Origin of the sequence: Peribacillus sp. NPDC097224, from assembly GCF_044761985.1 — a bacterium.
Lineage (GTDB): Bacteria > Bacillota > Bacilli > Bacillales > DSM-1321 > Peribacillus.
The window spans coordinates 247,114-269,498 of the sequence record NZ_JBIWDK010000007.1 but is presented as its reverse complement, the minus strand read 5'-3'; the positions used below and the strand labels follow the sequence as shown (position 1 = coordinate 269,498).

At 39.5% G+C, this 22,385-nt stretch carries 24 protein-coding genes and 2 riboswitches; of the genes, 13 read left to right on the top strand and 11 right to left on the bottom strand.

Annotated features, from left to right (window positions below; all coding sequences use genetic code 11):
- Positions 1 to 310 precede the first annotated feature (310 nt).
- The 5 genes from ACIQXR_RS15295 to queC all read right to left on the bottom strand — a co-directional run bounded on the left by ACIQXR_RS15295 (position 311) and on the right by queC (position 3,118).
- The gene (locus ACIQXR_RS15295) at positions 311 to 463 is read right to left on the bottom strand and encodes a hypothetical protein (protein WP_403080318.1); all 153 of its coding nucleotides are present in this window, start codon (positions 461 to 463) and stop codon (positions 311 to 313) included.
- Positions 456 to 1,016 (bottom strand): VUT family protein, encoded by a 561-nt coding sequence (locus ACIQXR_RS15290; RefSeq protein ID WP_403080316.1) that lies wholly within the window; start codon positions 1,014 to 1,016, stop codon positions 456 to 458. Before ACIQXR_RS15290 ends, ACIQXR_RS15295 begins: the two co-directional genes overlap by 8 nt.
- A 52-nt stretch (positions 1,017 to 1,068) precedes the next feature.
- Positions 1,069 to 1,111, bottom strand: a riboswitch (PreQ1 riboswitch).
- 153 nt (positions 1,112 to 1,264) lie between these two features.
- Positions 1,265 to 1,993 (bottom strand): 7-carboxy-7-deazaguanine synthase QueE, encoded by a 729-nt coding sequence (gene queE, locus ACIQXR_RS15285; protein WP_403080314.1) that lies wholly within the window; start codon positions 1,991 to 1,993, stop codon positions 1,265 to 1,267.
- Positions 1,986 to 2,456: a 6-carboxytetrahydropterin synthase QueD gene (gene queD / locus ACIQXR_RS15280; protein ID WP_403080312.1), complete on the bottom strand. Its 471-nt coding sequence runs from the start codon at positions 2,454 to 2,456 to the stop codon at positions 1,986 to 1,988. Before queD ends, queE begins: the two co-directional genes overlap by 8 nt.
- Entirely contained in the window at positions 2,456 to 3,118 is a 663-nt protein-coding gene (gene queC, locus ACIQXR_RS15275) for a 7-cyano-7-deazaguanine synthase QueC (protein ID WP_403080326.1), read from the bottom strand. The genes queD and queC overlap by 1 nt, the downstream gene beginning before the upstream one ends.
- Positions 3,119 to 3,176: 58 nt before the next feature.
- A riboswitch (PreQ1 riboswitch) is annotated at positions 3,177 to 3,219 on the bottom strand.
- Positions 3,220 to 3,404: 185 nt separating this feature from the next.
- Here queC and ACIQXR_RS15270 point away from each other — a divergent pair.
- The 8 genes from ACIQXR_RS15270 to ACIQXR_RS15235 all read left to right on the top strand — a co-directional run bounded on the left by ACIQXR_RS15270 (position 3,405) and on the right by ACIQXR_RS15235 (position 12,284).
- Positions 3,405 to 5,084 (top strand): methyl-accepting chemotaxis protein, encoded by a 1,680-nt coding sequence (locus tag ACIQXR_RS15270; RefSeq protein WP_403080311.1) that lies wholly within the window; start codon positions 3,405 to 3,407, stop codon positions 5,082 to 5,084.
- A gap of 540 nt (positions 5,085 to 5,624) precedes the next feature.
- Positions 5,625 to 5,825, top strand: a complete 201-nt coding sequence (locus ACIQXR_RS15265; RefSeq protein ID WP_403080309.1) for a hypothetical protein — start codon at positions 5,625 to 5,627, stop codon at positions 5,823 to 5,825.
- 728 nt (positions 5,826 to 6,553) lie between these two features.
- A complete protein-coding gene (gene pgsB / locus ACIQXR_RS15260; RefSeq protein ID WP_403080307.1) occupies positions 6,554 to 7,735 on the top strand; it encodes a poly-gamma-glutamate synthase PgsB in 1,182 nt (393 codons plus the stop codon).
- Between the two features lie 15 nt (positions 7,736 to 7,750).
- Entirely contained in the window at positions 7,751 to 8,200 is a 450-nt protein-coding gene (gene pgsC / locus ACIQXR_RS15255; protein WP_402873894.1) for a poly-gamma-glutamate biosynthesis protein PgsC, read from the top strand.
- Between the two features lie 10 nt (positions 8,201 to 8,210).
- Positions 8,211 to 9,470: a CapA family protein gene (locus ACIQXR_RS15250; protein WP_402873891.1), complete on the top strand. Its 1,260-nt coding sequence runs from the start codon at positions 8,211 to 8,213 to the stop codon at positions 9,468 to 9,470.
- A 110-nt stretch (positions 9,471 to 9,580) separates the two neighbouring features.
- Positions 9,581 to 11,176: a gamma-glutamyltransferase family protein gene (locus tag ACIQXR_RS15245; RefSeq protein WP_403080306.1), complete on the top strand. Its 1,596-nt coding sequence runs from the start codon at positions 9,581 to 9,583 to the stop codon at positions 11,174 to 11,176.
- A gap of 52 nt (positions 11,177 to 11,228) precedes the next feature.
- Positions 11,229 to 11,378 (top strand): CapE family protein, encoded by a 150-nt coding sequence (locus tag ACIQXR_RS15240; protein WP_402873886.1) that lies wholly within the window; start codon positions 11,229 to 11,231, stop codon positions 11,376 to 11,378.
- 279 nt (positions 11,379 to 11,657) lie between these two features.
- A complete protein-coding gene (locus tag ACIQXR_RS15235) occupies positions 11,658 to 12,284 on the top strand; it encodes a poly-gamma-glutamate hydrolase family protein (protein ID WP_402873884.1) in 627 nt (208 codons plus the stop codon).
- A 239-nt stretch (positions 12,285 to 12,523) separates the two neighbouring features.
- Here the strand turns inward: ACIQXR_RS15235 and ACIQXR_RS15230 are convergent, their stop codons facing one another.
- From ACIQXR_RS15230 to ACIQXR_RS15220, 3 genes are all read right to left on the bottom strand, one after another.
- Positions 12,524 to 13,732 carry a C40 family peptidase gene (locus tag ACIQXR_RS15230; protein ID WP_402873881.1) on the bottom strand — a complete coding sequence of 403 codons (1,209 nt, stop codon included), beginning with the start codon at positions 13,730 to 13,732 and terminating at the stop codon, positions 12,524 to 12,526.
- Positions 13,733 to 14,194: 462 nt separating this feature from the next.
- The gene (locus ACIQXR_RS15225) at positions 14,195 to 14,344 is read right to left on the bottom strand and encodes a hypothetical protein (RefSeq protein WP_402873879.1); all 150 of its coding nucleotides are present in this window, start codon (positions 14,342 to 14,344) and stop codon (positions 14,195 to 14,197) included.
- A 185-nt stretch (positions 14,345 to 14,529) separates the two neighbouring features.
- On the bottom strand, positions 14,530 to 15,885 hold the full coding sequence (locus ACIQXR_RS15220; protein ID WP_402873876.1) for an arsenic transporter: 1,356 nt from the start codon (positions 15,883 to 15,885) through the stop codon (positions 14,530 to 14,532).
- A 270-nt stretch (positions 15,886 to 16,155) separates the two neighbouring features.
- On the opposite strand from ACIQXR_RS15220, the gene ACIQXR_RS15215 reads away from it, so the two are divergent.
- Positions 16,156 to 16,650 carry a GNAT family N-acetyltransferase gene (locus ACIQXR_RS15215; RefSeq protein ID WP_402873873.1) on the top strand — a complete coding sequence of 165 codons (495 nt, stop codon included), beginning with the start codon at positions 16,156 to 16,158 and terminating at the stop codon, positions 16,648 to 16,650.
- A gap of 124 nt (positions 16,651 to 16,774) precedes the next feature.
- On the top strand, positions 16,775 to 17,065 hold the full coding sequence (locus tag ACIQXR_RS15210) for a HesB/IscA family protein (protein ID WP_402873870.1): 291 nt from the start codon (positions 16,775 to 16,777) through the stop codon (positions 17,063 to 17,065).
- A gap of 149 nt (positions 17,066 to 17,214) precedes the next feature.
- On the opposite strand, the gene ACIQXR_RS15205 is transcribed toward ACIQXR_RS15210, so the two are convergent.
- Positions 17,215 to 19,296, bottom strand: a complete 2,082-nt coding sequence (locus tag ACIQXR_RS15205) for a methyl-accepting chemotaxis protein (protein ID WP_402873867.1) — start codon at positions 19,294 to 19,296, stop codon at positions 17,215 to 17,217.
- A gap of 339 nt (positions 19,297 to 19,635) precedes the next feature.
- On the opposite strand from ACIQXR_RS15205, the gene ACIQXR_RS15200 reads away from it, so the two are divergent.
- The 3 genes from ACIQXR_RS15200 to ACIQXR_RS15190 all read left to right on the top strand — a co-directional run bounded on the left by ACIQXR_RS15200 (position 19,636) and on the right by ACIQXR_RS15190 (position 21,840).
- On the top strand, positions 19,636 to 20,751 hold the full coding sequence (locus ACIQXR_RS15200; RefSeq protein ID WP_403080305.1) for a serine hydrolase: 1,116 nt from the start codon (positions 19,636 to 19,638) through the stop codon (positions 20,749 to 20,751).
- 106 nt (positions 20,752 to 20,857) lie between these two features.
- Positions 20,858 to 21,295 (top strand): GNAT family N-acetyltransferase, encoded by a 438-nt coding sequence (locus tag ACIQXR_RS15195; protein WP_403080304.1) that lies wholly within the window; start codon positions 20,858 to 20,860, stop codon positions 21,293 to 21,295.
- Positions 21,296 to 21,396: 101 nt separating this feature from the next.
- On the top strand, positions 21,397 to 21,840 hold the full coding sequence (locus tag ACIQXR_RS15190) for a DUF2383 domain-containing protein (protein ID WP_402873859.1): 444 nt from the start codon (positions 21,397 to 21,399) through the stop codon (positions 21,838 to 21,840).
- A 129-nt stretch (positions 21,841 to 21,969) separates the two neighbouring features.
- On the opposite strand, the gene ACIQXR_RS15185 is transcribed toward ACIQXR_RS15190, so the two are convergent.
- Positions 21,970 to 22,170 carry a DUF6440 family protein gene (locus ACIQXR_RS15185; RefSeq protein WP_403080302.1) on the bottom strand — a complete coding sequence of 67 codons (201 nt, stop codon included), beginning with the start codon at positions 22,168 to 22,170 and terminating at the stop codon, positions 21,970 to 21,972.
- Positions 22,171 to 22,258: 88 nt separating this feature from the next.
- Complete coding sequence (locus tag ACIQXR_RS15180) at positions 22,259 to 22,333, bottom strand: hypothetical protein (protein WP_402958067.1); 75 nt, start codon at positions 22,331 to 22,333, stop codon at positions 22,259 to 22,261.
- Positions 22,334 to 22,385: the final 52 nt, after the last annotated feature.

The following is a 22,385-nucleotide window of genomic DNA, read 5'->3' as shown; positions in this document are numbered from 1 at the left end:
GAACCGGAATGAGATCCTGAATGTCAAAAATAACAGTGGTTTGTTGGTTATCATAGGGAATAAAAGTAGGTGTAGAATTTCGTTTTTGAGGAACGATAGTTTCCTCTTGAATGGTGAGTGGTAGTATAGTTTGTTCCATGTTATAATTTTCTGTAGTGATCTTTGGATTGCTCATAAAAAATCGTCCTTTCGTAAATGGTGTGTGGTAACTTCATTTTACTAAAAAGGGCGATTTTTTTGTGCATAAATTTCATAAAAAAAGGGTTGCCCTAAAAGTCATTTTCCTGACTTTTGGGACAGCCCCTTTTGTTTACTCGCATTCTCTCGATTCTAGCTTATCAAGGTTATGCTTTCTGTAGTTGGCACAAGAAAGCTTCAAGCATTCTCCTTGGACTTGCGGACCATACTTCTCGCGAAAAGCCTCCAAGCAATAGCACTTATCTTCTTCTTTAGAATCATCCATCAAGCGCATTCCCTCCATTATTGATCCGCTTATCAAGCCTTACATGGATTTTCCCTAATAAAATGGCCCCTATTGACTGAATGACCGTTTTGACAATAATTTGACCAACAATCGCGGCTGGTACAGAGGACCACGGCAAGATGTTCGCCCCCAGTGGACTAAGCCCAATCACCACAAATATTGCGGAATCGAAAAAGCCTCCAACTACCCCTGAGTAAAATACCCTCCAACTTAATGGTAGCTTCAATCGAGTATATATTTCCGTATCTGCCGTTTCCGCCACCACGAATGAAAGGGCTGAAGCAAATACGATTAATAATGTATCCCCTAACAAGAATGATACACTTGCTGATAAAATTAATGCTAGAATAATGCACAGATAAGTCCTTGCCCTGCCAAATTTATTTTGAACTAAATCACGGAAGATGAAGGTCCCTCCGATCAACAATGTCCCCATCGGGATGATGAACATACCAAATTGCAATGGCATAAAAGCGGCTGTGACCACATTCGCGGTCACAATGGACAATAAATACAATAGAACTCTTAACATTTCTTACAATCTCCTTTTATAGGAAAAAACAGCACCCTAAGAAAGAGTGCTGTTCTCCTTAGTTTTTTTGAGAGGGTAGCTAGAACCTCTTCCGCCTCAAGCGGATTATCTTTTTTCCTTTTTCATCTTATCTTGGATACGGGAGTAAATCAAGGATAAAAGTACCCCCTCGCGTATCTAAAAGTAAAGAACATATAATAGAAGAGAAACGGCATTTAATAGAAAGTATGACCTCCCCATCCTTTTCCTTACACGCCCCGTTTATTTCCCCAGATATACGTGTGCAGCTGGGGGAGCACCTTCACATCATTCAGTTCGTCATCGGCAATCACCCGATTAATTAACTGTTCATATTTTCCCAACAGTTCACTGACCAGCTGCCGATCGTCCGTCGTCACGCTGTCATCATTGCCTACCTGCAGGTAATAAGGAATGCCTGGATAGCGGGCATGTACATTCTTCGCATATTGATAATCAGCTTCATCAAATACGACAATCTTCAAAGAGATTTGATTTTCATCCCTTCTATTGGAAAGCTTAGATAGGATATCATCAAGCACTTCAAAATCGGTCTTCATCCTTGAACTTGGCGGTTTTGGTGATATCGTCAGTTCATCAATATCGAGAAACCAATCCTGCCACCGGCTACCTTGTGTCTCCACGCCAATTCTGATGTTCTTCTCTTTTAAAAGGGTGATTAACTCAGCCATATTCTTCAAGAGGCCGGGATTGCCCCCGGATATCGTCACGAAGGAGAAACCCTTGCCTCCCTTGAGTTTTAGCTCCTCCCATATTTCTTCAGCTGTCATGTGGACGATATCTTCCTTTCCTGTCCCATCCCAAGTGAAGGCGGAATCACACCAAGCACATGAATAGTCGCACCCAGCTGTCCGGACGAACATCGTCTTTTGCCCGATGACCATGCCTTCCCCTTGAATGGTCGGCCCGAAGATTTCCATGACGGGCAGCTTACTCACAGTCCATCCACTCCCGTCTTGCTTCAGCATAACTCGTCGGCGTTTCATAAAGACGGACAAATTCAACCCTAGCCCCTTTATAGTCCTTGTTTTGCAGGGCATCAGCCATCTTTTCATAAATCCAGACGACGATATTTTCAGCTGTTGTATTCATAAGTGGCAGCGTTTCATTCAAATAGCGGTGGTCAAGATGAATGTCGATTTCTTTTTTCCAGATTTCTTTGATGTCGCCAAAGTCGATCATCAACCCACGGGAATCATTATAGCCGCTTATGCCAAAAATGACTTTATACGTATGGCCATGCAGATTCTTGCATTTCCCTTCATAATCATGAAGATGATGAGCTGCATCAAACGTGAATTCCTTGCTCACGAGCACCCGTCTTTGATGATAGTTCAATTGATTACGATGAATGTCCTGTTCTATTTTTTGAAGCTTATCGACAATCTTGAACCCATACATTATAGGTTCACCTGCCGTCTAATCACATAGTCATCCAGACCCTTTTTTCGAAGCTTGCATGCCGGACACTCCCCACAGCCATCTGCTATGATTCCGTTATAACAAGTCAGCGTCTTTTCACGAACGAAATCAAAGGCACCCAGTTGATCCGCCATTTCCCATGTTTCTTCTTTATTCAGCCACATAAGCGGCGTATCTATAACAAAAGACTGATCCATCGAGAGATTCAAAGTGACATTCAACGATTTAATGAACACATCCCGGCAGTCTGGATATCCGCTAAAGTCCGTCTCACAAACACCCGTTACAATATGCTTCGCCCCAATTTGGCTTGCAAGCACTCCTGCGAAGGACAAGAACAGTAAATTCCTTCCCGGTACGAATGTAGACGGTAACTCCCCTTCTTCCCCGTCCGCCACAGCAATGTCACTTCTCGTCAACGCGTTCGGCGCCAACTGGTTCAACAACGACATATCCAAAACATGATGGGGGATGTCCAGTTCCTTTGCAATATTCCGTGCACAATCAATTTCCAAGCTATGACGCTGATTATAATCAAACGTCACTGCCTCCACTTCCGAAAAACGCTTCATGGCCCAGAATAAACACGTCGTACTGTCTTGTCCCCCACTAAACACCACTACTGCCTTTTCTTTCTTCAACATTATGAAAAACTCCTTTTTTACGGAAAAAAACAGCACCCTAAGAATAGAGTGCTGCTTTTCCTTAGTTTTTTTGAGAGGGTAGCTAGAACCTCTTCCGCCTAAAGCGGATTATAATCTTTTCTCTATAATCATAACGCAATATGCGGGATCATATCAATATATTCCATAAAAACAAAGAAATCCCCTGTCTTTTCAGCCCAATTTCCCCTTTTCTCTTTAAATATCGGTCCCCATTTCCGATAAACAGAAGGTAAACTAATCTACCGAAAAAGGGGCCGTATACTTGAAAAAGATTAAAACAAAGGTATTGTTAGCATTTATGCTAGTCATATCTTTATGCATCATATTAGGAGCCTATAGTATTTACAGCAGCAATAAGTCTCTTAAACATTCTAGAGATATCATCGACCATGAATTGCCTCTTCTTATTAAAGATGAACAATTACTCTATAACCTTTCGCAAAGAATGGCATTTGTTAGAGGGTATATCCTATTTGGAGATGAACAATATAAAGAGGATTTCCTAGCTTATACCGAAGAAAGCAAACACCTACAAGAAGAGCTATTAGACTTATCCGACTCTGAGAGAACGAAAGAAATCATTGAAACAAGCATTGATTGGAGAACCATGATCGAAGAACGCGTCTTTACCCAGTATGAACAAGGAGATGAAAAACAGGCGAAAGAAATATTGCTAAATGAAGTAGCGCCCATAAGCACGGAAATAATGGATGGCTTCAAAGAGCTCGCTTCCGAGCGCGAAAAACTGATCGTCGCTTCCGGAGAGACCGTCATCAGCAGTGGAAAATCCGTTAAAAAGACGAGTATCATTTTATCCATCATTACAGTCATAGCAGGAATTGGCCTTGCCCTTGTGACAGCCAACCTCATTACCAAACCGATCCTAAGGATCCGAGACAGGATGAAGCTAGTGGAAAAAGGTGAACTGAACCATGCACCACTTAAGCAGACATCAAACGATGAACTCGGGGAATTGACGTTTTCTACAAACGAGATGCAGAGAAACCTTCGCAATATCATCGAAAACATGCTGAATGTATCCGAATCCGTTACAAGCAAAAGCGAAGAGCTGACCCAATCGGCAAATGAAGTGCAACAAGGAAGCAGTCAAATTGCAACCACTATGTACGAGCTGTCAGAAGGCTCTGAGTCACAAGCCAACCAAGCAACAGAAATCGTCCGTATGGTGGAAGAATTCTCAGGAAAGATCCAAAAGGCACACAGTGAAGGAGAAGAAATTTCCCAAACCTCCACCGAGATCCTGTCCTTAACAAAAGAAGGAACAACCATGATGCACAAATCCGTACAACAAATGCAAACGATTGATAGGATTGTGAAACAGGCAGTCGATGAGGTAAAAGGCCTCGATTCACAATCCCAGGAAATTTCAAAGCTCGTTCAGGTCATACAGGACATTTCCAATCAAACCAACTTACTCGCCTTAAACGCAGCCATCGAGGCGGCACGCGCCGGCGAACATGGAAAAGGATTTGCCGTCGTCGCCGAAGAAGTTCGGAAACTCGCGGAACAAGTTACAGATTCTGTGGGTGACATTACTGGAATTGTTACAGCCATTCAAACAGGTTCTAAAACCGTCGTTCACTCCTTGGAAGATGGATATACACAAGTAGATGAAGGCACCCAACAAATTACCATTACCGGCCAAACCTTTGAAACCATCAACCATTCAGTGGGAGCCATGAGCAAAAAGTTACAACATATAACGAATGACTTACACTATATCTCTACCAATAGCATAAAAATCAACCAGGCCGTCGAAGACATTGCAGCCGTTTCCGAAGAGTCAGCAGCAGGCATTGAACAAGTGTCCGCCTCAGCACAGCAATCCAGCTCTTCAATGGATGAAATCACCAATCATGCCAGTGAACTTGCATCATCGGCTGAACAGTTAACAGATCAGGTTAAAAGATTTCAATTATGATGAAAGCCGCTTCCCACGCCTACCTTGTGGGAAGCTTTTCCTTGCATTTAGCTAATCCTATGAAGTTAATAACAAATATATCCTCTTCATTAAAATTGTTTCAATATAGTGAATACGGGGAATAAACTAATAACAACACAAAACAAATTATATAAAAAATTCACCATGAATCTTATACAGAGAGAAATAATTCAACTTACACTATTATTTTCTGAATATTCAATGTATAATTAATATTACTCCAGTAATATTTACATCAGTAAATAGTAGAATAACTACTTCCTCTCTAGAAGTGTCAGCACACTTTTAAAAAGCATTTGAACCAACTCTTAATTACTCTCATTCGAAACCCGATCAACAGGAGACTCTCTAAACAGACGAGATGGCCTTACATCAATATCGTATTCCAAAACCAGAAAACTGAGCATATATAACCACTTTACCATTTATTATTTCCTATTTTGTAATAAAAGGTTAATTTTCACCTGAAGTGTGTTACTATTAACCTAATACTTTTTAACCACACAAGGAGGAATTCATATGAAACGATTTTTCAAATTCATAGCAAAGTTAAACGAAGGGAAAGCCCAAGAAGAATTCTTTCGCAACGAATATGAAAATTACTTGAAGATGAATTCTGCCGATAAAGGAAACAGAAGATTAGCACCTATGCTTTATGTTATAGATGGCGGTAAAAAGGACTCACTACCAATGGTTTCTAATAGAAAGAAATCAAGTTAAAGTTACTATCATATAGTCCCTATCATTAATAAGCAAAGATTCATTCGAACCCTAAACCTACAAGCTAAATTAAATAGTATCATTCACAAAAGCTCAGAATAAATTCTGGGCTTTTTTTATTTATCCTACATTAACACTATATTAATAGAAGAAACTAGTCATCGCTTTCCAAAAATTAATTTAATCCATTTAAATTTTATATAGCCCTATGGGTATTTATCAGTTTTTTAGCCAAAAATCAATAAAAAAAGCAGTGTGTGCTTCAGCCCATTTTTATCCAAGTTTAATCATGGTAAGGAAAAGGGGTCAATGGAATCAGCCTGATGGAAAATTCCATTTTATGTAATCAAAAGATAGAGAGAGTGGGTCTATACAATTACCCAGCCTGAAAATATGAATCTCTTCTTACTAATCACTATATAAAAATAGTTATTAAGGTACAGGAATAAACGCCCACACTTTATCTATATATCACCATATTTTTAGAATATAATGGTAATACCCTTCTTTAACTTCTCTTAGCCAAGACTAACATTGGGTATTTCTAGTTATGCTATCTCCATAATTTCCGAGACCCTCTTAGTGAAAATGTCACTACTTTATAGATAATAATGTAAAAGAATAAAAAAAGTTATATTAATATATAAATTTTACTGTTGCTTGTTTAGTTTAAAATCATGTAGTGTGTATTCAGTAAATCAAATACATAAATAAAGAGAGGTTAAAAAATGGCACCGATATTTATATGTGCATTATTTTTGCTTGGCTATGGCATAGTCGAACAAAAACGCCATCAAAAGCGTCTCGACTCCATCCCCGTACGTGTCAACGTAAATGGGATCCGAGGGAAATCCACTGTAACGCGTCTTATTACAGGTGTGATCAAGGAAGCGGAGTACAAGACAATAGGAAAAACAACCGGAACATCCGCAAGAATGATTTATTGGTTTACGGACAAAGAAAAACCGATCATACGTCGTCCTGAGGGACCGAATATCGGGGAACAACGTCGTGTAGTTAAAGAAGTTGCTGACTTAGGAACTGAAGCATTAGTTTGTGAATGTATGGCCGTTCAGCCTGACTATCAACTAATCTTCCAAAATAAAATGATCCAGGCCAACATTGGGGTTATCGTAAATGTGCTTGAAGACCATATGGATGTCATGGGACCAACATTGGATCAAGTTGCAGAAGCATTCACTGCAACCATACCCTATAATGGTCATTTAATAACCATCGAGGGCGAACATTTAGAGTATTACAAAGAAATTGCCAAACAACGTAATACAAAGGTTATCGTAGCCGATAACTCAAGGATCTCAGAAGAATTCCTACGTGAATTCGATTATATGGTATTCCCTGATAATGCCTCCCTTGCCTTGGCTGTTGCAGAAGCATTGGGCATCGATGAGAAAACGGCATTCCGTGGCATGTTAAATGCACATCCAGATCCAGGTGCCATGCGTATCACTAAATTTGGAGATGCTAGGCAACCGACTTTCTTCGTTAATGGATTTGCCGCCAATGATGCGTCATCTACATTGAATATTTGGGACAGGGTAAGTACCTTCGGATACAGCACGGAAGCACCTATCGTAATCATGAACTGCCGTCCTGACCGTGTGGACCGTACAGAGCAATTTGCAAGAGATGTATTGCCTTACATAAAATCCGAAATCGTCATTGCCATCGGTGAAACCACTTCACCAATAACGAAAGCATTTGAGCAAGGCAAGTTAGATACAGTGGAATATTGGGATTTAGAAGAATGGTCAACGGAAGAAATCGTTGCCAAACTGCGTCCAGTCATGAAAAACCGAATCGTTTATGGTGTCGGTAACATTCACGGAGCAGCAGAACCATTAATTGACGCATTCATGAAAACTAAAACGAAGCAAAAAGCGAGTTAAGTAGGAGGAACCTTAATGTTTGGATCGGATTTATACGTAGCCCTAGTACTAGGGGTAACACTGAGCCTTATTTTTTCAGAAAAAACGGGTGTTGTGCCCGCCGGACTTATCGTGCCAGGTTATTTGGCATTAGTTTTTGATCAATGGCAAATCATGCTGGTTATTATCATTATAAGTATCTTAACTTATTTCATTGTCGCTCACGGACTTTCAAGATGGGTAATTTTATACGGAAGAAGAAAGTTTGCCGCAATGATGATAACAGGGATTTGTTTAAAACTCGTATTGGATTTCGTCTATCCCGTCATGCCTTTTGAGATTTTTGAATTCCGTGGTATTGGTATAATCGTCCCTGGCTTGATCGCTAATGCCATTCAAAGACAAGGAATGCCATTAACACTTGGCAGCACGCTTTTATTATCCGGAGTAACTTTCGGTCTAATGAACGTGTATTACCTATTCTGAGGTGGATAAAATGAAACGTACTTTAAACGCAAAAGAAAAAACACTTATCTTTACAAAGCGGACGAAGAAAAAGAATCTCAAATATACAGCAATCGTTCTACCAATATTAATTTTCATCTTAGTCATTACGTCTTGGCTTGGGAAAACGAAGGACGTGGAGGTTGTTGCATCGAAACCAAACGATATCCTTACGATGTCTATGGTCGGAGATGTAATGATGGGCCGTTATGTTGAGAAAGTAACAGACCAACAGGGATTTGACTACCTCTACCGTTATGTGAAGCCTTATTTTACTGCGTCTGATTATGTTAGCGGAAATTATGAACATCCTGCATTAAAAACTGATGTTTCTAATTACAAAGTAGCAGACACTGAATATCCACTACACTCCTACAAAAGTGGAGTCGAAGCCGTAAAAAACGCCGGATTCACTGTTATGACACTAGCCAATAACCACTCATTGGATTATCAAGAAGAGGGTTTACTTGACACAATTGATGAATTTGAAAGTGTCGGAATGGATTTTGTCGGTGTTGGAGCGAATAGAAAAGAAGCTAAATCAAACGTCGTCTACGAAGATATTAATGGAATTCGTGTGGCCACACTAGGTTTTACCGATGAAATGCTCGATAATGGAGTGGTAACTAATAATAAACCGGGTATATTAAACTCCAATCCCGACTTATTATTCGAAATGATAGGAAATGCCAAGGACGCAAAAAAAGGAAATGCAGACTTAGTTGTCGTTAATATGCACTGGGGATTAGAATACGCTACTTCTACAACCGGACGTCAAACGGAATTGGCTAAGGCCATCATCGATGCAGGGGCTGACATTATAATAGGTCATCACCCCCACGTACTTCAATCGTTTGATGTATATAAAAATGGTCTTATCTTCTACAGCTTAGGGAACTTTGTATTTGATCAAGGTTGGACACGTACAAAAGATTCTGCGATGGTCCAGTATCATCTAGCAGAAGACGGACAAGCTACAATCGATGTACTTCCATTGCAAATCAAGGAGGCTACACCAAGACCTGCTACATCTTCCAGTGATAAATCAAGAGTTTACCGTCAGTTAACAAAGGAAACAAGTGAAAATGTACAATGGACTGAAAAAGATGATAAGATAGAGATTAAATTGGACCATAAGCGTGTAATCAACCATAAGAAAGAACGGGAAGAAACTGCAACTACAATAAAAGAAGCAAAAGAAGCAAAAAAAACACAAGATGATATTGCAACCCAAGAAAGCATTGAACAGTAAACACTACCATACAACTAGATATTGCGTGAATAAGAGTCTTACTAACTAGCATTAATATAATTAGAAGACATACATCTTAGAAGCTCACACCGAAAAGAGGCGATCAATCAGTGGTTTATCCTTTCACACGGAAAGTACTCTTTTCCCTCTGTTTGCTCATTGTTATAGCAGGATGTTCAAAAAAAACTGACCCTCTTTCTGACACGAATGAAACCAATTATCCCAGTAAATCATTTAACAATAAATCTTATGGAGTTAGTTCTTCCAACCCAATGGCCATTGAAGTAGGAATGCAGATTTTAGACAATGACGGAACAGCTGCCGATGCAGCGATTGCCGTTTCTTATGTCTTAGGCGTAACAGAATTTTATGGATCCGGAATTGGTGGCGGAGGCGGAATGCTGATTGTACCTGAATCAGGAAAACCTAACTTTATAGATTATCGTGAAACATCTCCAAAAGATGCAAATTTAAACCATCATACGGGGACCCCAGGCTTAGTCGCGGGAATGAAAGTCGTCCATGATAAGTATGGAAGTATACCAATGGAAGATCTTCTTCAGCCAGCCATTAAGCTCGCTGAAGAAGGATTTGTAGTCGATGAGATGTTGACATCCCGTTTAACTGCAGCCCAAGCAAGAGTTTCTTCTAAAGAAACTCTATTGTTCTATCCTAAAGGAGAACCCATTAAACCTGGGGAAAAACTGGTGCAAAAAGAACTTGCTGAAACATTGAAATTGATTCAAAAAAAAGGGCCAGACGGCTTTTATAAAGGCGACATTGCACGAGATATCAAAAACAGAACAGACATTGAATTAAAGGATTTAAAGCGTTATGAAGTAAAAGAACGAGCGCCAGTCCAGGGTACATTTGCGGGGTACGACGTGTTAACGGCTCCACCTCCCTTTTCCGGGACTACTGTCCTAGAAATGTTGAAGCTTGCTGAAGAAACCCACCTTGACGAAGCTTCAAGTAAATCTGATTATATGGAATTATTAGGCGCGATTACAAACGCTTCCTACCAAGACCGTATTAAATATATTGGTGATGGCATCAGTGCCAAAAAAGCAGAACAGTTACTATCTCCCCTTCATTTGAAAAACTTGAAGAACGAGATTCAAGATAATAACTGGACAAACATCGAATCCAAAGATTCTGAAGAACACGAGAGTACCACGCACTTTGTAATTATGGACAAATACGGAACTACTGTTTCTGCAACGAATACACTCAGTAACTTTTTCGGTTCAGGCGCCTATACGAATGGATTTTTCCTTAATGATCAACTAAAAAGCTTCCGCTCCGGCTTGAATTCTCTAAAGGCTAACAAACGTTCAAGATCCTTCACAGCACCTACTGTTCTTAAAAAGCAGGGGGAAGAGACCATTGGAATCGGTTCTCCTGGTGGAAATAGAATTCCTCAAGTACTTACACAGGTTCTATTTGCATATTCACAGGATGAAGATACGTTCCAGAATATTGTAGACCGCTATCGGTTTGTCTTTGATGGAAATACTATCTATACGGAATCAAGACTTTCCAAAGAGACTATCTCTGCACTAGAAAACAAACGATATAACGTCATTCAAAAGTCTTACCCCCTATTTTATGGAGGAGTACAAGTCCTTGTCAGAAACGAGAAGAACTACCGACTAACCGGAGCAGGGGATCCTCGAAGGCGAGGGAACTGGCAAGCACAGCAGTAACATTTCCTGCTTTTAGAAAAAAACTTTTATAGCTTTATAAGGGGACGTGAACATGAATATATTAAAAAAAGTAGTAGGCTGGATTATTCCTGTCATTCTAATTGCAGTCCTACTTGTCACGATGAATACATTCAAACGGTCTGAAACACTGACTCCGGATGAACAAGAGAAAATAGAACAGTACACAAATTTCCAAGAGTGATTTTATAACAAGACCAAGCCTAAAATAGGTTTGGTCTTGTTTTTTAGCTAACTTCAGACTGCTTATGCATTTATACTGATATATCCATTAGCTACACTTGGTGAATATCGATGTCCAATAAACTTTTACAGAAAAATATCCTCACTCTCTTCTATTCTACGGTTATTTTATTTTCAAACCTTCTCTCCATTAATAATAATTACAATTATTCTTCTCCTTTTTCATTTTATCCCCATCAGTATAGAATATAAGATAACTTATAGATTGGGAGGAATAATCATGCAGGAAAATAGCTACTCAAGTTTTGCAGAATTAAAGGAATATGAAATAGAAAACTCTGATTATTGTATTACCGTTTTACACCGTAATCCAGAAATAGCTGTTATGGCCATCCATGGAGGCAACATAGAACCAGGAACAAGTGAAATTTCATTTACTCTTGGAGAAAGACTGAATGCAAGCACGTATCTATTTGAGGGTCTGAAACTAAGGGATAACGGTAAACTCCATATTACCTCCACAGCTTTTGATGAACCAACCGCTATCCTAGTAGCAAATGATGCAAAAACAATTCTATCTATCCATGGTTACTCTGATTCACATGAAGAGTTGGTCTATATCGGCGGCAAAAATGATACGTTCAAAAAGTTGATTGAAATAGCCCTCAGAGAAGCTGGATTTCAAACAGGTGACGCTCCAATGCATCTTCTCGGAATGAGTAGTTTCAACATTGTAAACCGGTGCCAAACATATGAAGGGGTTCAATTAGAGTTATCGACAAAACTCCGAAAACGTTTTTTCAAAGATGATGACTTCACCAGAAAAAACAGGCATAACCATACTCAGCTTTTGTATCAATTCGTCAGTGCTATAGAAAAAGCCACGATTGACTATAAACAAAAGTAAAAAATGTATTCACCAAAGTAATCCCGGTGGATTCACTAAGCTCCAAACTAGATTGCTTTGCTTATATATTTTTATTAGTCCGTCCCCTTTCAAATAGAAAAATCCCCTCCAAACTAGACAGATTAGCATGCTCCTTGCTGTCTAGTTTGGGGGAGCTTATAGTTATGCATAGGCAATTTAACGCTTCATTCTTTAGAGTACAGGACGCATTCTACTGGTTAATCATGATAGAAGTCTTATTAAAAAATATCGGCCGATGAATTGACTTGTCCATAGCCTTCAAATCTTGGAGAAAAATAAGTTGAAGTCAGTTCTGAAATATGAACTCCCGCTTTCTGAGTCGTATGGATAAAACGACCTTCCCCTAAGTAAATTCCTACATGAGTAATTCCCGGTCTATCACTTGTGTTACTAAAAAACACCAGATCCCCTACTTTAGGCTCTGTTATTGGAGTCAGCAAAGAATAATAATCTGCAGCTGAACCGCGTTTTACAGATAGACCTTGTTCCTTCATGACCCAATAAACAAAACCACTACAATCCATTCCAGCTACCGGATTATCCGAGCTGAACACATAAGGGAATCCACGTAAAGTATAAGCATATCTTATCACGTCATATGCTTTATCATAGGATTTATCTTGCCCATCATAAAATGGAAATAAAAGATCGCTGTATACCTGGAGATATTGCCCCTCCATTACCTCAGTGGTCGGTAAAGCATTACGTTTTTTGATGGTGTTCATGGAAATGCTGTAAATCTCAGAAATGCTTTTTAGCGTTTCTCCCGATTGTACAATATGTTCCCCTTTAGGTGTATATGTTTTAAACACAACTTGGTATTTCGCAAAATATTTTTCGGTGCTCATTCTTACTTGAACCGTTTCTGCACCATACCCGGAATGGACAAATTGGTCTTTTCCTAGATAGACTCCTGCAGTCGCGACTTTTGATGTATCTTTTTCAAGGAAAAAGATTATATCCCCCGCTTTAGGAGTAGCCGTTTCCATTCCAAGTCTATAAAAGCCTTCTGTTGTCAAACGATCAGTTGAAACTTTCTGTTCGGAAAGCGTCCAATAAATAAGCCCACTCGCATCAAACCCTTTTGAAGGTGTTTCTTCTCCTGGCGTTTTTTTAAATCCAACATATGATTTTGCATAGTTGGCAATTCTCTTCCCTCTCTCCACCCACTGATATTTTGAGGGAGTGTAAGAAGTTTGTACAATTTTAAGCCTTTGCCCTGCATACACCTTACTATCCGGTAAACCATTGGTTTTCATTACTTGGTCAGCCGTTATATCATAAATCGAAGCTATTGATTCTACTGTTTCTCCAGAGGACACTGTATGGACACGATCTGCTGCTTCTACTTTTAAACCAGAGGAAAGTGTTAATCCAGCCATGATAAGTAATAAAAGCATCGTATTGATTAATAATTTATTGCTCATTTTTTAACCCTTCCTTTATAACCGGAAACATACCCTACACTATCACTTAAAGTTCAAAGTATAAAACCGGATTATTATTTTAACCTCTCTTCGTTACTTATATATAAGTCTTATTACTCATGTTCTTCCATAATATCGGTAATGTATATGTAACCTTTAGCCCAAAAATAACAAAAAGTTAATATGTTTCCTAGCATTTTTAATTAAATCGAAATATAAAAAACAGTTCATTATACTCATATATCTTTTATATTAGTTATTTAGGTATAAACACCCAATACTTAAGAACTGTTCGTTATCCAAAGTTTTTTCGGTATAAAATTTACAAGTTCAAAAAAAGTCACCTTAAACACATATTTAATTCCCGATCCATTTTCCTAAAAAAACAAGACCATGGAACATTATTACTTATCATGCCCTGGTAATTCACCATGCCGGTATAAACAAGAAAAGGAGAAGCCACTAAAAATGTCTTCTCTCTATTCCCAGACCTTTCGTATATGGAACATGCACCGTTTGAATTTGCGTCAGGTTTAAATATATACGTTCTCCTTTGGCCGTAGCCAATTCAACCAAGCTATCTTCCGTCTTCTTGAGTACCCCCATTTTCATAGGGTCCTCCCCTCCATCCAAAACAACGAGCTTTCCTTCGATCGTTTTCAGCTGTTCTTCCAAGGATCGATAGAGCGGTAATGAGGTTGGGTTTATAGGGAATTGTTCATGAGTGAGCGAGTATGGTCTTTCCCCTTGCGTATAGGGGGTTAGCCATTTAAGATGATGGAGGAAAAGGGATTTCATTAGTAAAAGACCAAATGAACCCAATAAAATAGTAAAAGCAATGTCACCACTGTAGCCAACGGGATGACTCGTACGGTAACATTCACATACTCTTTCCATGTGATTTTCACTTTATTTTGTTTCAGGATATGCATCCAGATCAAGGAGGCAAGTGTACCGATGGGCAATAACAAGGACCCCATATCACTTCCTATTATATTGGCAAGATAAATGGTTTTTAATGTGATGGGATCTAACCCCATTTCCGTCAACGTAATGGTCCCGATCATCAGGGCTGGATGATTATTGAAAATGTTCGATAGGACCGAAACAAGCCCTCCCATCACCAAACTCGCACTTAATAATCCTTTGTTGACAATCGGTTCACAGATTTGAACAAGGATGGCTGTAAGCCCTGCATTCTGAAGACCAAAAATGATGATATACATAGAGAACGCAAAGATAAGAATATGCCATGGAGTCTTCTTCAAAATATCTACGGGACTCGTACGTAGATGATACCATCTCCAAATAAGCAATGATAATGAACCCATTACCGCAACCCACTCTATAGGTATCGATAGATAAGAAGCCACGAATAATAAACAGCGGACAATGAAGACATAGGTCAGTATCTTGAACATGAACTTTGTACGTTGCCTCTTTGTTTCCACCGTCGTATTCTCTTTTAACGGATGAAAATTTTTAGTGAAAAATCGTTCCTCAATGTCATAGGAATGGGAGGGCAATTTTTTAGGCAAATCTTTCTTGATGACCATGAACATTAACCATGACATGAATAACATCCCCAATGTTGCAGGTACGAACATCATGGCTGTATGCATATAAAGCGTCATATCGACGATTTTCAAGGCAATCAAATTGACGATGTTACTAACTCCAATGGGTGCGCTGGATGCAGTGGCTATCAAGGCCCCACTCAAGAGATATGAAATGGTTTCGTGTTTCTTCATTCGAAGGTTTTTTAAAAGTAATATGAGGATGGGTGTCGTGATCATGATGCTCCCATCGTTATTAAATAAAAGCGTCATTAAAAAACATAATAATTGAATGTACCAATACAAACGATATCCGGAGCCTTTTGCAAGGGTTACAAGTCTCGCAGCAGCCCAATGAAAGAATCCGAAACTCTCCAGTATGACTGCCATGACAAGCGTTGCCATGATGGTGATGGAGGCACCCCCGATTTTACCGATGATATCCATTACATCCCCACGTGATACTATGCCAGTAAGCAATATGATTGCCGCGCCAAATGAAGCTGGCCAAGCTTCGTTTAGCCCTCGTGGTCTCCATAGTATGACAACCATTGTCATGATGAAGACAAAAATGGTCACCCCGATTTCAAAATGCATGATGTTCTCCCCTTTTTGGGCCTTGTGCCATTGGACCCTACTTGTCCGATTCTTATATATATATTCGTCATTAGGTATAAGGAGCGGGACAAGTAACCACGTCCACTAAATTGTGCCTTTGCCACTTTAGTGAACATGTCTCCTATGGAAAAGGGCCTAACGAAATACTTCCAAGACTCATGCCCACCATTTTTTTGAATTTCCTTGTTTAAAAAGAGAAATCTGCTATAATTTTCAGAAAAAAACTGGAAACCAGAAAGGTTGATTGACATGGAATTCACCATCCGTAGCATGCAAGTCGGCGACATCCCACAAGTCCAGCATGTCGCGAAGACAAGTTGGCATAGTACGTACGAAGGAATTATCCCCCTTTCCATCCAGGAACGTTTTTTAGATGTGGCCTATAGTGACGAGATGATGAAAAAGAGGGTTGAACACTCTTTTGTTTTCGTGGTCGAAGTGGCTGAAAGGATTGTGGGATTTGCCGACTTTTCTCCTGTAAAGGAAGGTGGAGAAGTCGAACTGGTGGCGATTTACTTTCATCCGGAGTTTCAAGGAAAAGGTATGGGTACAGCTTTATTGCAAACAGGAATCGACCACTCCAAAGGTTGGAAAGAGCTTTTTATAAACGTTGAGGAAAAAAATGAATCGGGGACAGCCTTTTACCGATCAAAAGGATTTGAAGTTGTTTCTCAGTTTGATGATGACTTCGATGGACATGTCCTCAAAACAGTAAGAATGGCCTTGAAAAAGGAAGGATTCTAAAAAAGAGCTGTGAAATATTGTTATCCAAGAGAAAATGTTATTACTCTTGCCACGAACATGATAGAGTGAATATATGACTGCGCTTAACTTATGAGGCAGTGTCTAAACATTGGGAGTGAACAACTTGATAACCATCACTAAAAAGGCCCAGGAAGTCATTAAAGAGATGCAACGGAATATGGAAGAGGAAACATATTTACGGTTTGGGGTAACCAGTTCTTGCTGCAACCAGATGAACTATTATTTGAACCTTGTGCGTCATAAGACCGAATTAGAGGAAGTACTAGTTATAGATGGGATAAAGCTTTTAATGAACCCTTCGGATGCCCGTTTCACGGATCAAACCGAAATTGATTTTCAAGACAATGGCTTTTTAATCAATAATCCAAATCCATTAGTATCACCGCTACAGTAAATAAACAAAAAGGGGCTGTCCCAAAAGGTGTAATTACCCCGTAATTGAATAAATAGTAAAAGGCAGAAACGTTGATTTAACAACATTTCTGCCTCTTTGTTTTTGCGAAATTCAATGGAATAAGGACTTATTAGACAGCCCCTTTTTGTTTATTCCTTTATATGAAACCCTTTCAATGTATGCTCTAGGTCATCAATCAATTGCGTGACATGTTCTGTATATTTTGCAAGCTCATTGGAAGAAGCGGCTTGTTCCTCCATGGATGATGCAATTTCTTCTGAAGAAGCAGATGTTTGCTGAGAGACCGCAGTTATTTCCTCCATCATTTTCACAACCGTTTCTTTTTGTTGATTAATCGATGATATGGACTGGGTTTCTTCAACAAATGAATAGGATATTTTACGAACTGAGTCCTCAAGTTCCTTCATGGCCTTGCTGACCGTCATGACTGCACTTTTTTGGTTCGCACTAATTTGATTCGTTTCATTGGTCGTCTTCAGTAGCATTTCCGTGTCTGAAAAAATGCTGTGTATGATGTCCTGGATGTTTTTTGTTGCTTCTTTCGATTCCTCGGCTAAGCTGCGAACCTCATTCGCCACGACCGCAAACCCTTTTCCGGATTCGCCCGCCCTTGCAGCTTCTATGGAGGCATTCAAGGATAATAAGTTGGTTTGCTCTGAAATCTGGGAAATCGTATTCGTCACATTCGAAATGGTTTTTGATTTCTCCACAAGACTCAAACTCATGCTTGTCACGGCTGAAAAAGCTGTCTCCAATTTTTGATAAGACGTTTCCAACTCGTTGACTTGTTCCTTCCCTGACTCGATTTTTTCCGAAGCCGTCTCCAAAACGTTTTGTGTCCTATCCGATAACTTGGATAGTCCATCGATTTCATCACTGAGCAATTGAATCGTATGGGCTCCTTCTTCTACCGATTCGGATTGACTGGCTGCCCCTGCTGCAATTTCTTCCACGGCACGTGAAACCTCAGTAATGGATGTACTATTTTCCATCGCAATCTGGCTCAATCCTGCAGTTGCCTCCGTTACAGCATTCGTATTTCCTTTCACATCGTTAATCAATTCTCTTAATTTACTTAACATGATATTATAACTTTTGGATAAGTCGCCCATCTCATCATTCGAGGCATGGTGAAATTCGGTTACTAAATCCCCGCTCGCTGTCTTCTTCATGACATGTCGAAGATCCGATATCAGCTTTTTCAACTTTCCTGATAAATAAATGGCACATACGATACCCATCAATACACCAAAAACCAAAGAGACGAATACAGTCCGATTAATATCAAGCAACTTACCTTGCAAAACTTCATCCGATGTCAAAGCCACCACTTTCCAGTTCACGTCAGGAACCGAATTCACTTCACCCGTATACTGTTGGTCTTTCCACTCTAACGTCTGGGCTGTTTGCTTCGACCCATCGTACATGTCCGAAACCCACTTGAACTTGGAATTGAATTGATCCGCATCCGTTACTAGATCCCCCACTCCTTCGACCTTCCCACTTTGATTTGGATTCATATTCTTGCCGTCCATTTCCTTCATGAACGAACTTACGATAATGCCTTGCGAATCAAGGATCACAAGGTTACCATCAGAATGCCTCTCAATTTCCGTACGCATCTTTCCGATGGTAGATAAATCAATATCATAGCCTAACGCCCCTACCATTTTCCCATTTTCCAAAACAGGCGTGACCACTGAAGTCATGATACTGCCATTCACGATATCTTGGTACACATCCATCCATTTTGTTTTCGGGTTTTCCGATAGCTGCGTATACGTTACGGTTTCTCGAGCATCTCCCTTAAATTCCATTTTAGGAGATGCGTATAATGATCCGTCCGTACCGTCCATATAATAAGCCGATAGCAAGTGTTCATTGTTCAGTTGAAAAGATTCAATGGTTCTCTGAATATCTTTCAGTGAATCCCCATCCTTTAGATGGATCGATACCAATTGTGATAATTGATTTATTGAATCTTCATAGACTTTCAAATCCGCGCTAATCTGTGATACAGCATTTTGGGCTGCGCTTTGATTTGTGGCAACACTATCTTCCTTGAACACATTGGAAACCTGGAAGGCCATTATTGAAACAGAAACACCCATCGCCAGAAAAATGGATAGACAAATAAAAAACATCCACTTTACCCGGATCGAGATTCTTCTGTGCCTTTTTTCCCTTTTAACAGTTGGTGAATTCCCCATTATGATTTCCCCTTTTTGATTACGTGTTGGCTTGATTGTCCCTTAAAGTAAATCGCCATTTAGGATAAGCAACATGCTTGATTATAGCAGGCACCTAATTTTTCCACATAACAATACTATATACCTAAAATAATATTGTCAATGACTAATACAACTCTTTTTTTATAGTCATATAGTCCATATCTTAAAGGAAAACGGAATTAAAATGAAAATCGTGTAATCTATCATCTTTTAATTCGAAAAAGGATATATATGGTAAATTTATTCAGAAAATGTGAAACCTTCCCTTTTAACAATCGTATATACAGAAAAAGGAAATCGAGGTAGGGGCGTGATTCTTTGAAGAGGAATATTCTATTTAATAGGGGAAAATTACTACTTCCCAGCCTGGTTGCAGGAATTGGATTCTGGAAGTTTATGAAGGCTAGATATGAGGCAAACCCTGACTATATCGTTCATTTCATTAAAAAGTATGCTGAGAGCAAAGATATTTCTTTATTCATCCATCATAATGATGAGAAGATTGCCGAGGTTAACTCAACCGTGCAGCTTCCATTAGCAAGCACCGTTAAAATCATCATGGCCATTGAATACGCTCAACAGGCTGCGGAAGGATTAATGGATCCTGATCAAAAAGTGCAAATAGCGGACATCGAGAAATTTTACATACCCAAAACAGATGGCGGTGCACATGAAGCCTGGCTTTCACAGGTAGGAACGAGCGGGAACGTTCCTTTATGCGAGGTCGTGAATGGAATGATTGCCTACAGTTCTAATGCGAATACAGATTATTTAATGAACCTTCTAGGGCTGGATAGCATCAATTCCGTCCCAAAAAGCTTAGGAATCCCGAACCACGAACCCCTGTATCCGATTAGCGCTTCCCTTTTCATACCTAGCACTCTCATGAAAGAAAAGAATTTCACAAGAAAAGAGACGCTGCATGCGATGGAAAAGATGGAAATGACAGAGTACCGAAGTTGGGCACTTGCCATTAATGAGCGATGGAAAAGCAAACCACCTACAGAACAAGAGAAGAAAGAAGCAACGAAACTGCTGTCTCTTGATTTTCAAAAAATTTGGTCTGATCGTTTGTCACGAGCCACTACAAAAGACTATGTATCGATCATGAAGATATTAAACAATAAGATGGATCTTGATCAACATGTTCATGAACACCTTGATCCCATCATGGAGCAATTGATGAAGAATCCCAGTAATCGCAAATGGCTTTTACATGCTGGTCAAAAGGGAGGATCTACCGCTTTCGTTCTAACGGTGGCCATGTACGCAACAGATAGAGACGGAAATAGGACAGAGCTCGCCCTTTTTTCAAATAATCTATCCTCCATGAACCAAGAAAAACTTACCCGAAGTCTAAATGATTTCCAACTTCAAATCCTAACCAATCCAAAATTCCGAGACTTCATAAAAGAAAACTTCGCGATCTCATAGAGCACTTTTTGGGAAACTGAATTCATTTGACTAGTAATAAAATGAACAATAGGTGTTCCTGAATGGTATTATTGGATTATTCGGAATATAATTGGAGGTTTCATGCATGGTCATCAAAAAAGCCACAATGGCAGAGCTTGATTCACTTAGCGAGTTATTTGATTCATACAGGGTTTTCTATGAGCAACCCTCTAATCTTGAAGGGGCTCAGCATTTTTTAAGAGAAAGACTAGAGAACGAGGAATCGGTCGTCTTCATTGCAAGGGATGGTAACGATTCATTGGGTTTTGTTCAATTATATCCTTCCTTTTCATCGATAAGCATGAAACGGTCATGGATCTTGAACGATTTATTCGTAAAGGAAAGTGCCCGCAAGAGAGGAATTGGTGAGAATTTATTACAAGCCGCCGTCGATTTTGCAAAAGAATCGGGAGCAAAAGGGGTATTCCTTGAGACCGGTAAGGAGAATGTTACTGCGCAAAGGCTTTATGAGAGATTTGGATTCGTAAAAGAATCGAACTTTTTTTATCATTATTCCATCTAACATTTCGAGTGATCTACTAAAAGGGGCCAATTTCAGGCCCCTTTTAGTATGCAGATAATTTTCATTTGTACAGCGCATACTAAGATCATTATCTATAGGGAGTGATACGATTGGATCAAGAACAAACGATTAAGATACTGAATAAATTCTTACAGGGAACATACATGGGCATTCACGCCTATGAACGCTTTATAGAAAAACTGCAACATTCCTCTTTAAAAGACTCGTTCATTTCAATTCAGAAAGACCAAAAAAATCATGCGACCCTCATTTCAGAGAGAATTCAGCATCTAGGTGGTACACCTGTAACGAGTGAGGGGATCATTGGAAAGATCGAGGCAGGCATTGTAAATGTAGTGGAAAATTACAATTCAGAGGAAGAGATTATTAAACATGCCATTAAAGGGGAAAACCTATATGGAATAAGAATGAGTGAGGACCTAGTAAGGGATAAATTAGATGAAGAAAGTCTAAATCTAGTCCATAGAATTCTTGATAAAGACCGGGAACATGTGGATTACCTAAAGTCTCTTCTACATTCTTAGAAAGTGAGTTTCCAATGCCCGTACATTTTATTTTCTTAGTGTTCGTTATAAATGGATCTAGCCACCTGTTAAATATTTCTTTGTGACATAGTGTGAAAAAGCCACCTCCATATGGAAGTGGCCGACCCATTACTCAACTGAAGTCCCAGACTCAGCTATAAAGTCTTTATCAACTAAAGGTTTTCCATCTTTATCAACCATAACCGTTAACCCAGAAGTAGGACCGCCATAATGAAACATATATAGGACTCCTGTTTCATTATCACGAATTATTTTAATAACAGCCATTTTTCCTTCTGTATAAATGTCCTCAAAACGTTTCTTTGCCACTATAACACGCTCCTTTTTTCGGATTGTTGAAGCAGCTATCTCCATCTTACTTCCAGGAAGTACTTTTCTTCCTTCATCCCTAATTATATTAGTTCCGCAAGTTCCTGATTCCAAAAAAGGAGTAGTCGTTCATGGTGGATAAGTGGCCCAACTGGCGTAGCATGGTCGAAATACTGCCTCTGTGATACGTGCCGTGGTTATCTTTGTCTTTGCTA

What these genes read in the sequence shown, in the direction of transcription:
- ACIQXR_RS15295 (WP_403080318.1), bottom strand. Translation starts at nt 463, where the DNA reads ATGGATGATTCTAAAGAAGAAGATAAGTGCTATTGCTTGGAGGCTTTT.
- ACIQXR_RS15290 (WP_403080316.1), bottom strand. Translation starts at nt 1,016, where the DNA reads ATGTTAAGAGTTCTATTGTATTTATTGTCCATTGTGACCGCGAATGTG.
- queD (WP_403080312.1), bottom strand. Translation starts at nt 2,456, where the DNA reads ATGTATGGGTTCAAGATTGTCGATAAGCTTCAAAAAATAGAACAGGAC.
- ACIQXR_RS15265 (WP_403080309.1), top strand. Translation starts at nt 5,625, where the DNA reads ATGAAACGATTTTTCAAATTCATAGCAAAGTTAAACGAAGGGAAAGCC.
- pgsB (WP_403080307.1), top strand. Translation starts at nt 6,554, where the DNA reads ATGGCACCGATATTTATATGTGCATTATTTTTGCTTGGCTATGGCATA.
- pgsC (WP_402873894.1), top strand. Translation starts at nt 7,751, where the DNA reads ATGTTTGGATCGGATTTATACGTAGCCCTAGTACTAGGGGTAACACTG.
- ACIQXR_RS15250 (WP_402873891.1), top strand. Translation starts at nt 8,211, where the DNA reads ATGAAACGTACTTTAAACGCAAAAGAAAAAACACTTATCTTTACAAAG.
- ACIQXR_RS15240 (WP_402873886.1), top strand. Translation starts at nt 11,229, where the DNA reads ATGAATATATTAAAAAAAGTAGTAGGCTGGATTATTCCTGTCATTCTA.
- ACIQXR_RS15235 (WP_402873884.1), top strand. Translation starts at nt 11,658, where the DNA reads ATGCAGGAAAATAGCTACTCAAGTTTTGCAGAATTAAAGGAATATGAA.
- ACIQXR_RS15230 (WP_402873881.1), bottom strand. Translation starts at nt 13,732, where the DNA reads ATGAGCAATAAATTATTAATCAATACGATGCTTTTATTACTTATCATG.
- ACIQXR_RS15225 (WP_402873879.1), bottom strand. Translation starts at nt 14,344, where the DNA reads ATGAAAATGGGGGTACTCAAGAAGACGGAAGATAGCTTGGTTGAATTG.
- ACIQXR_RS15220 (WP_402873876.1), bottom strand. Translation starts at nt 15,885, where the DNA reads ATGCATTTTGAAATCGGGGTGACCATTTTTGTCTTCATCATGACAATG.
- ACIQXR_RS15215 (WP_402873873.1), top strand. Translation starts at nt 16,156, where the DNA reads ATGGAATTCACCATCCGTAGCATGCAAGTCGGCGACATCCCACAAGTC.
- ACIQXR_RS15205 (WP_402873867.1), bottom strand. Translation starts at nt 19,296, where the DNA reads ATGGGGAATTCACCAACTGTTAAAAGGGAAAAAAGGCACAGAAGAATC.
- ACIQXR_RS15195 (WP_403080304.1), top strand. Translation starts at nt 20,858, where the DNA reads ATGGTCATCAAAAAAGCCACAATGGCAGAGCTTGATTCACTTAGCGAG.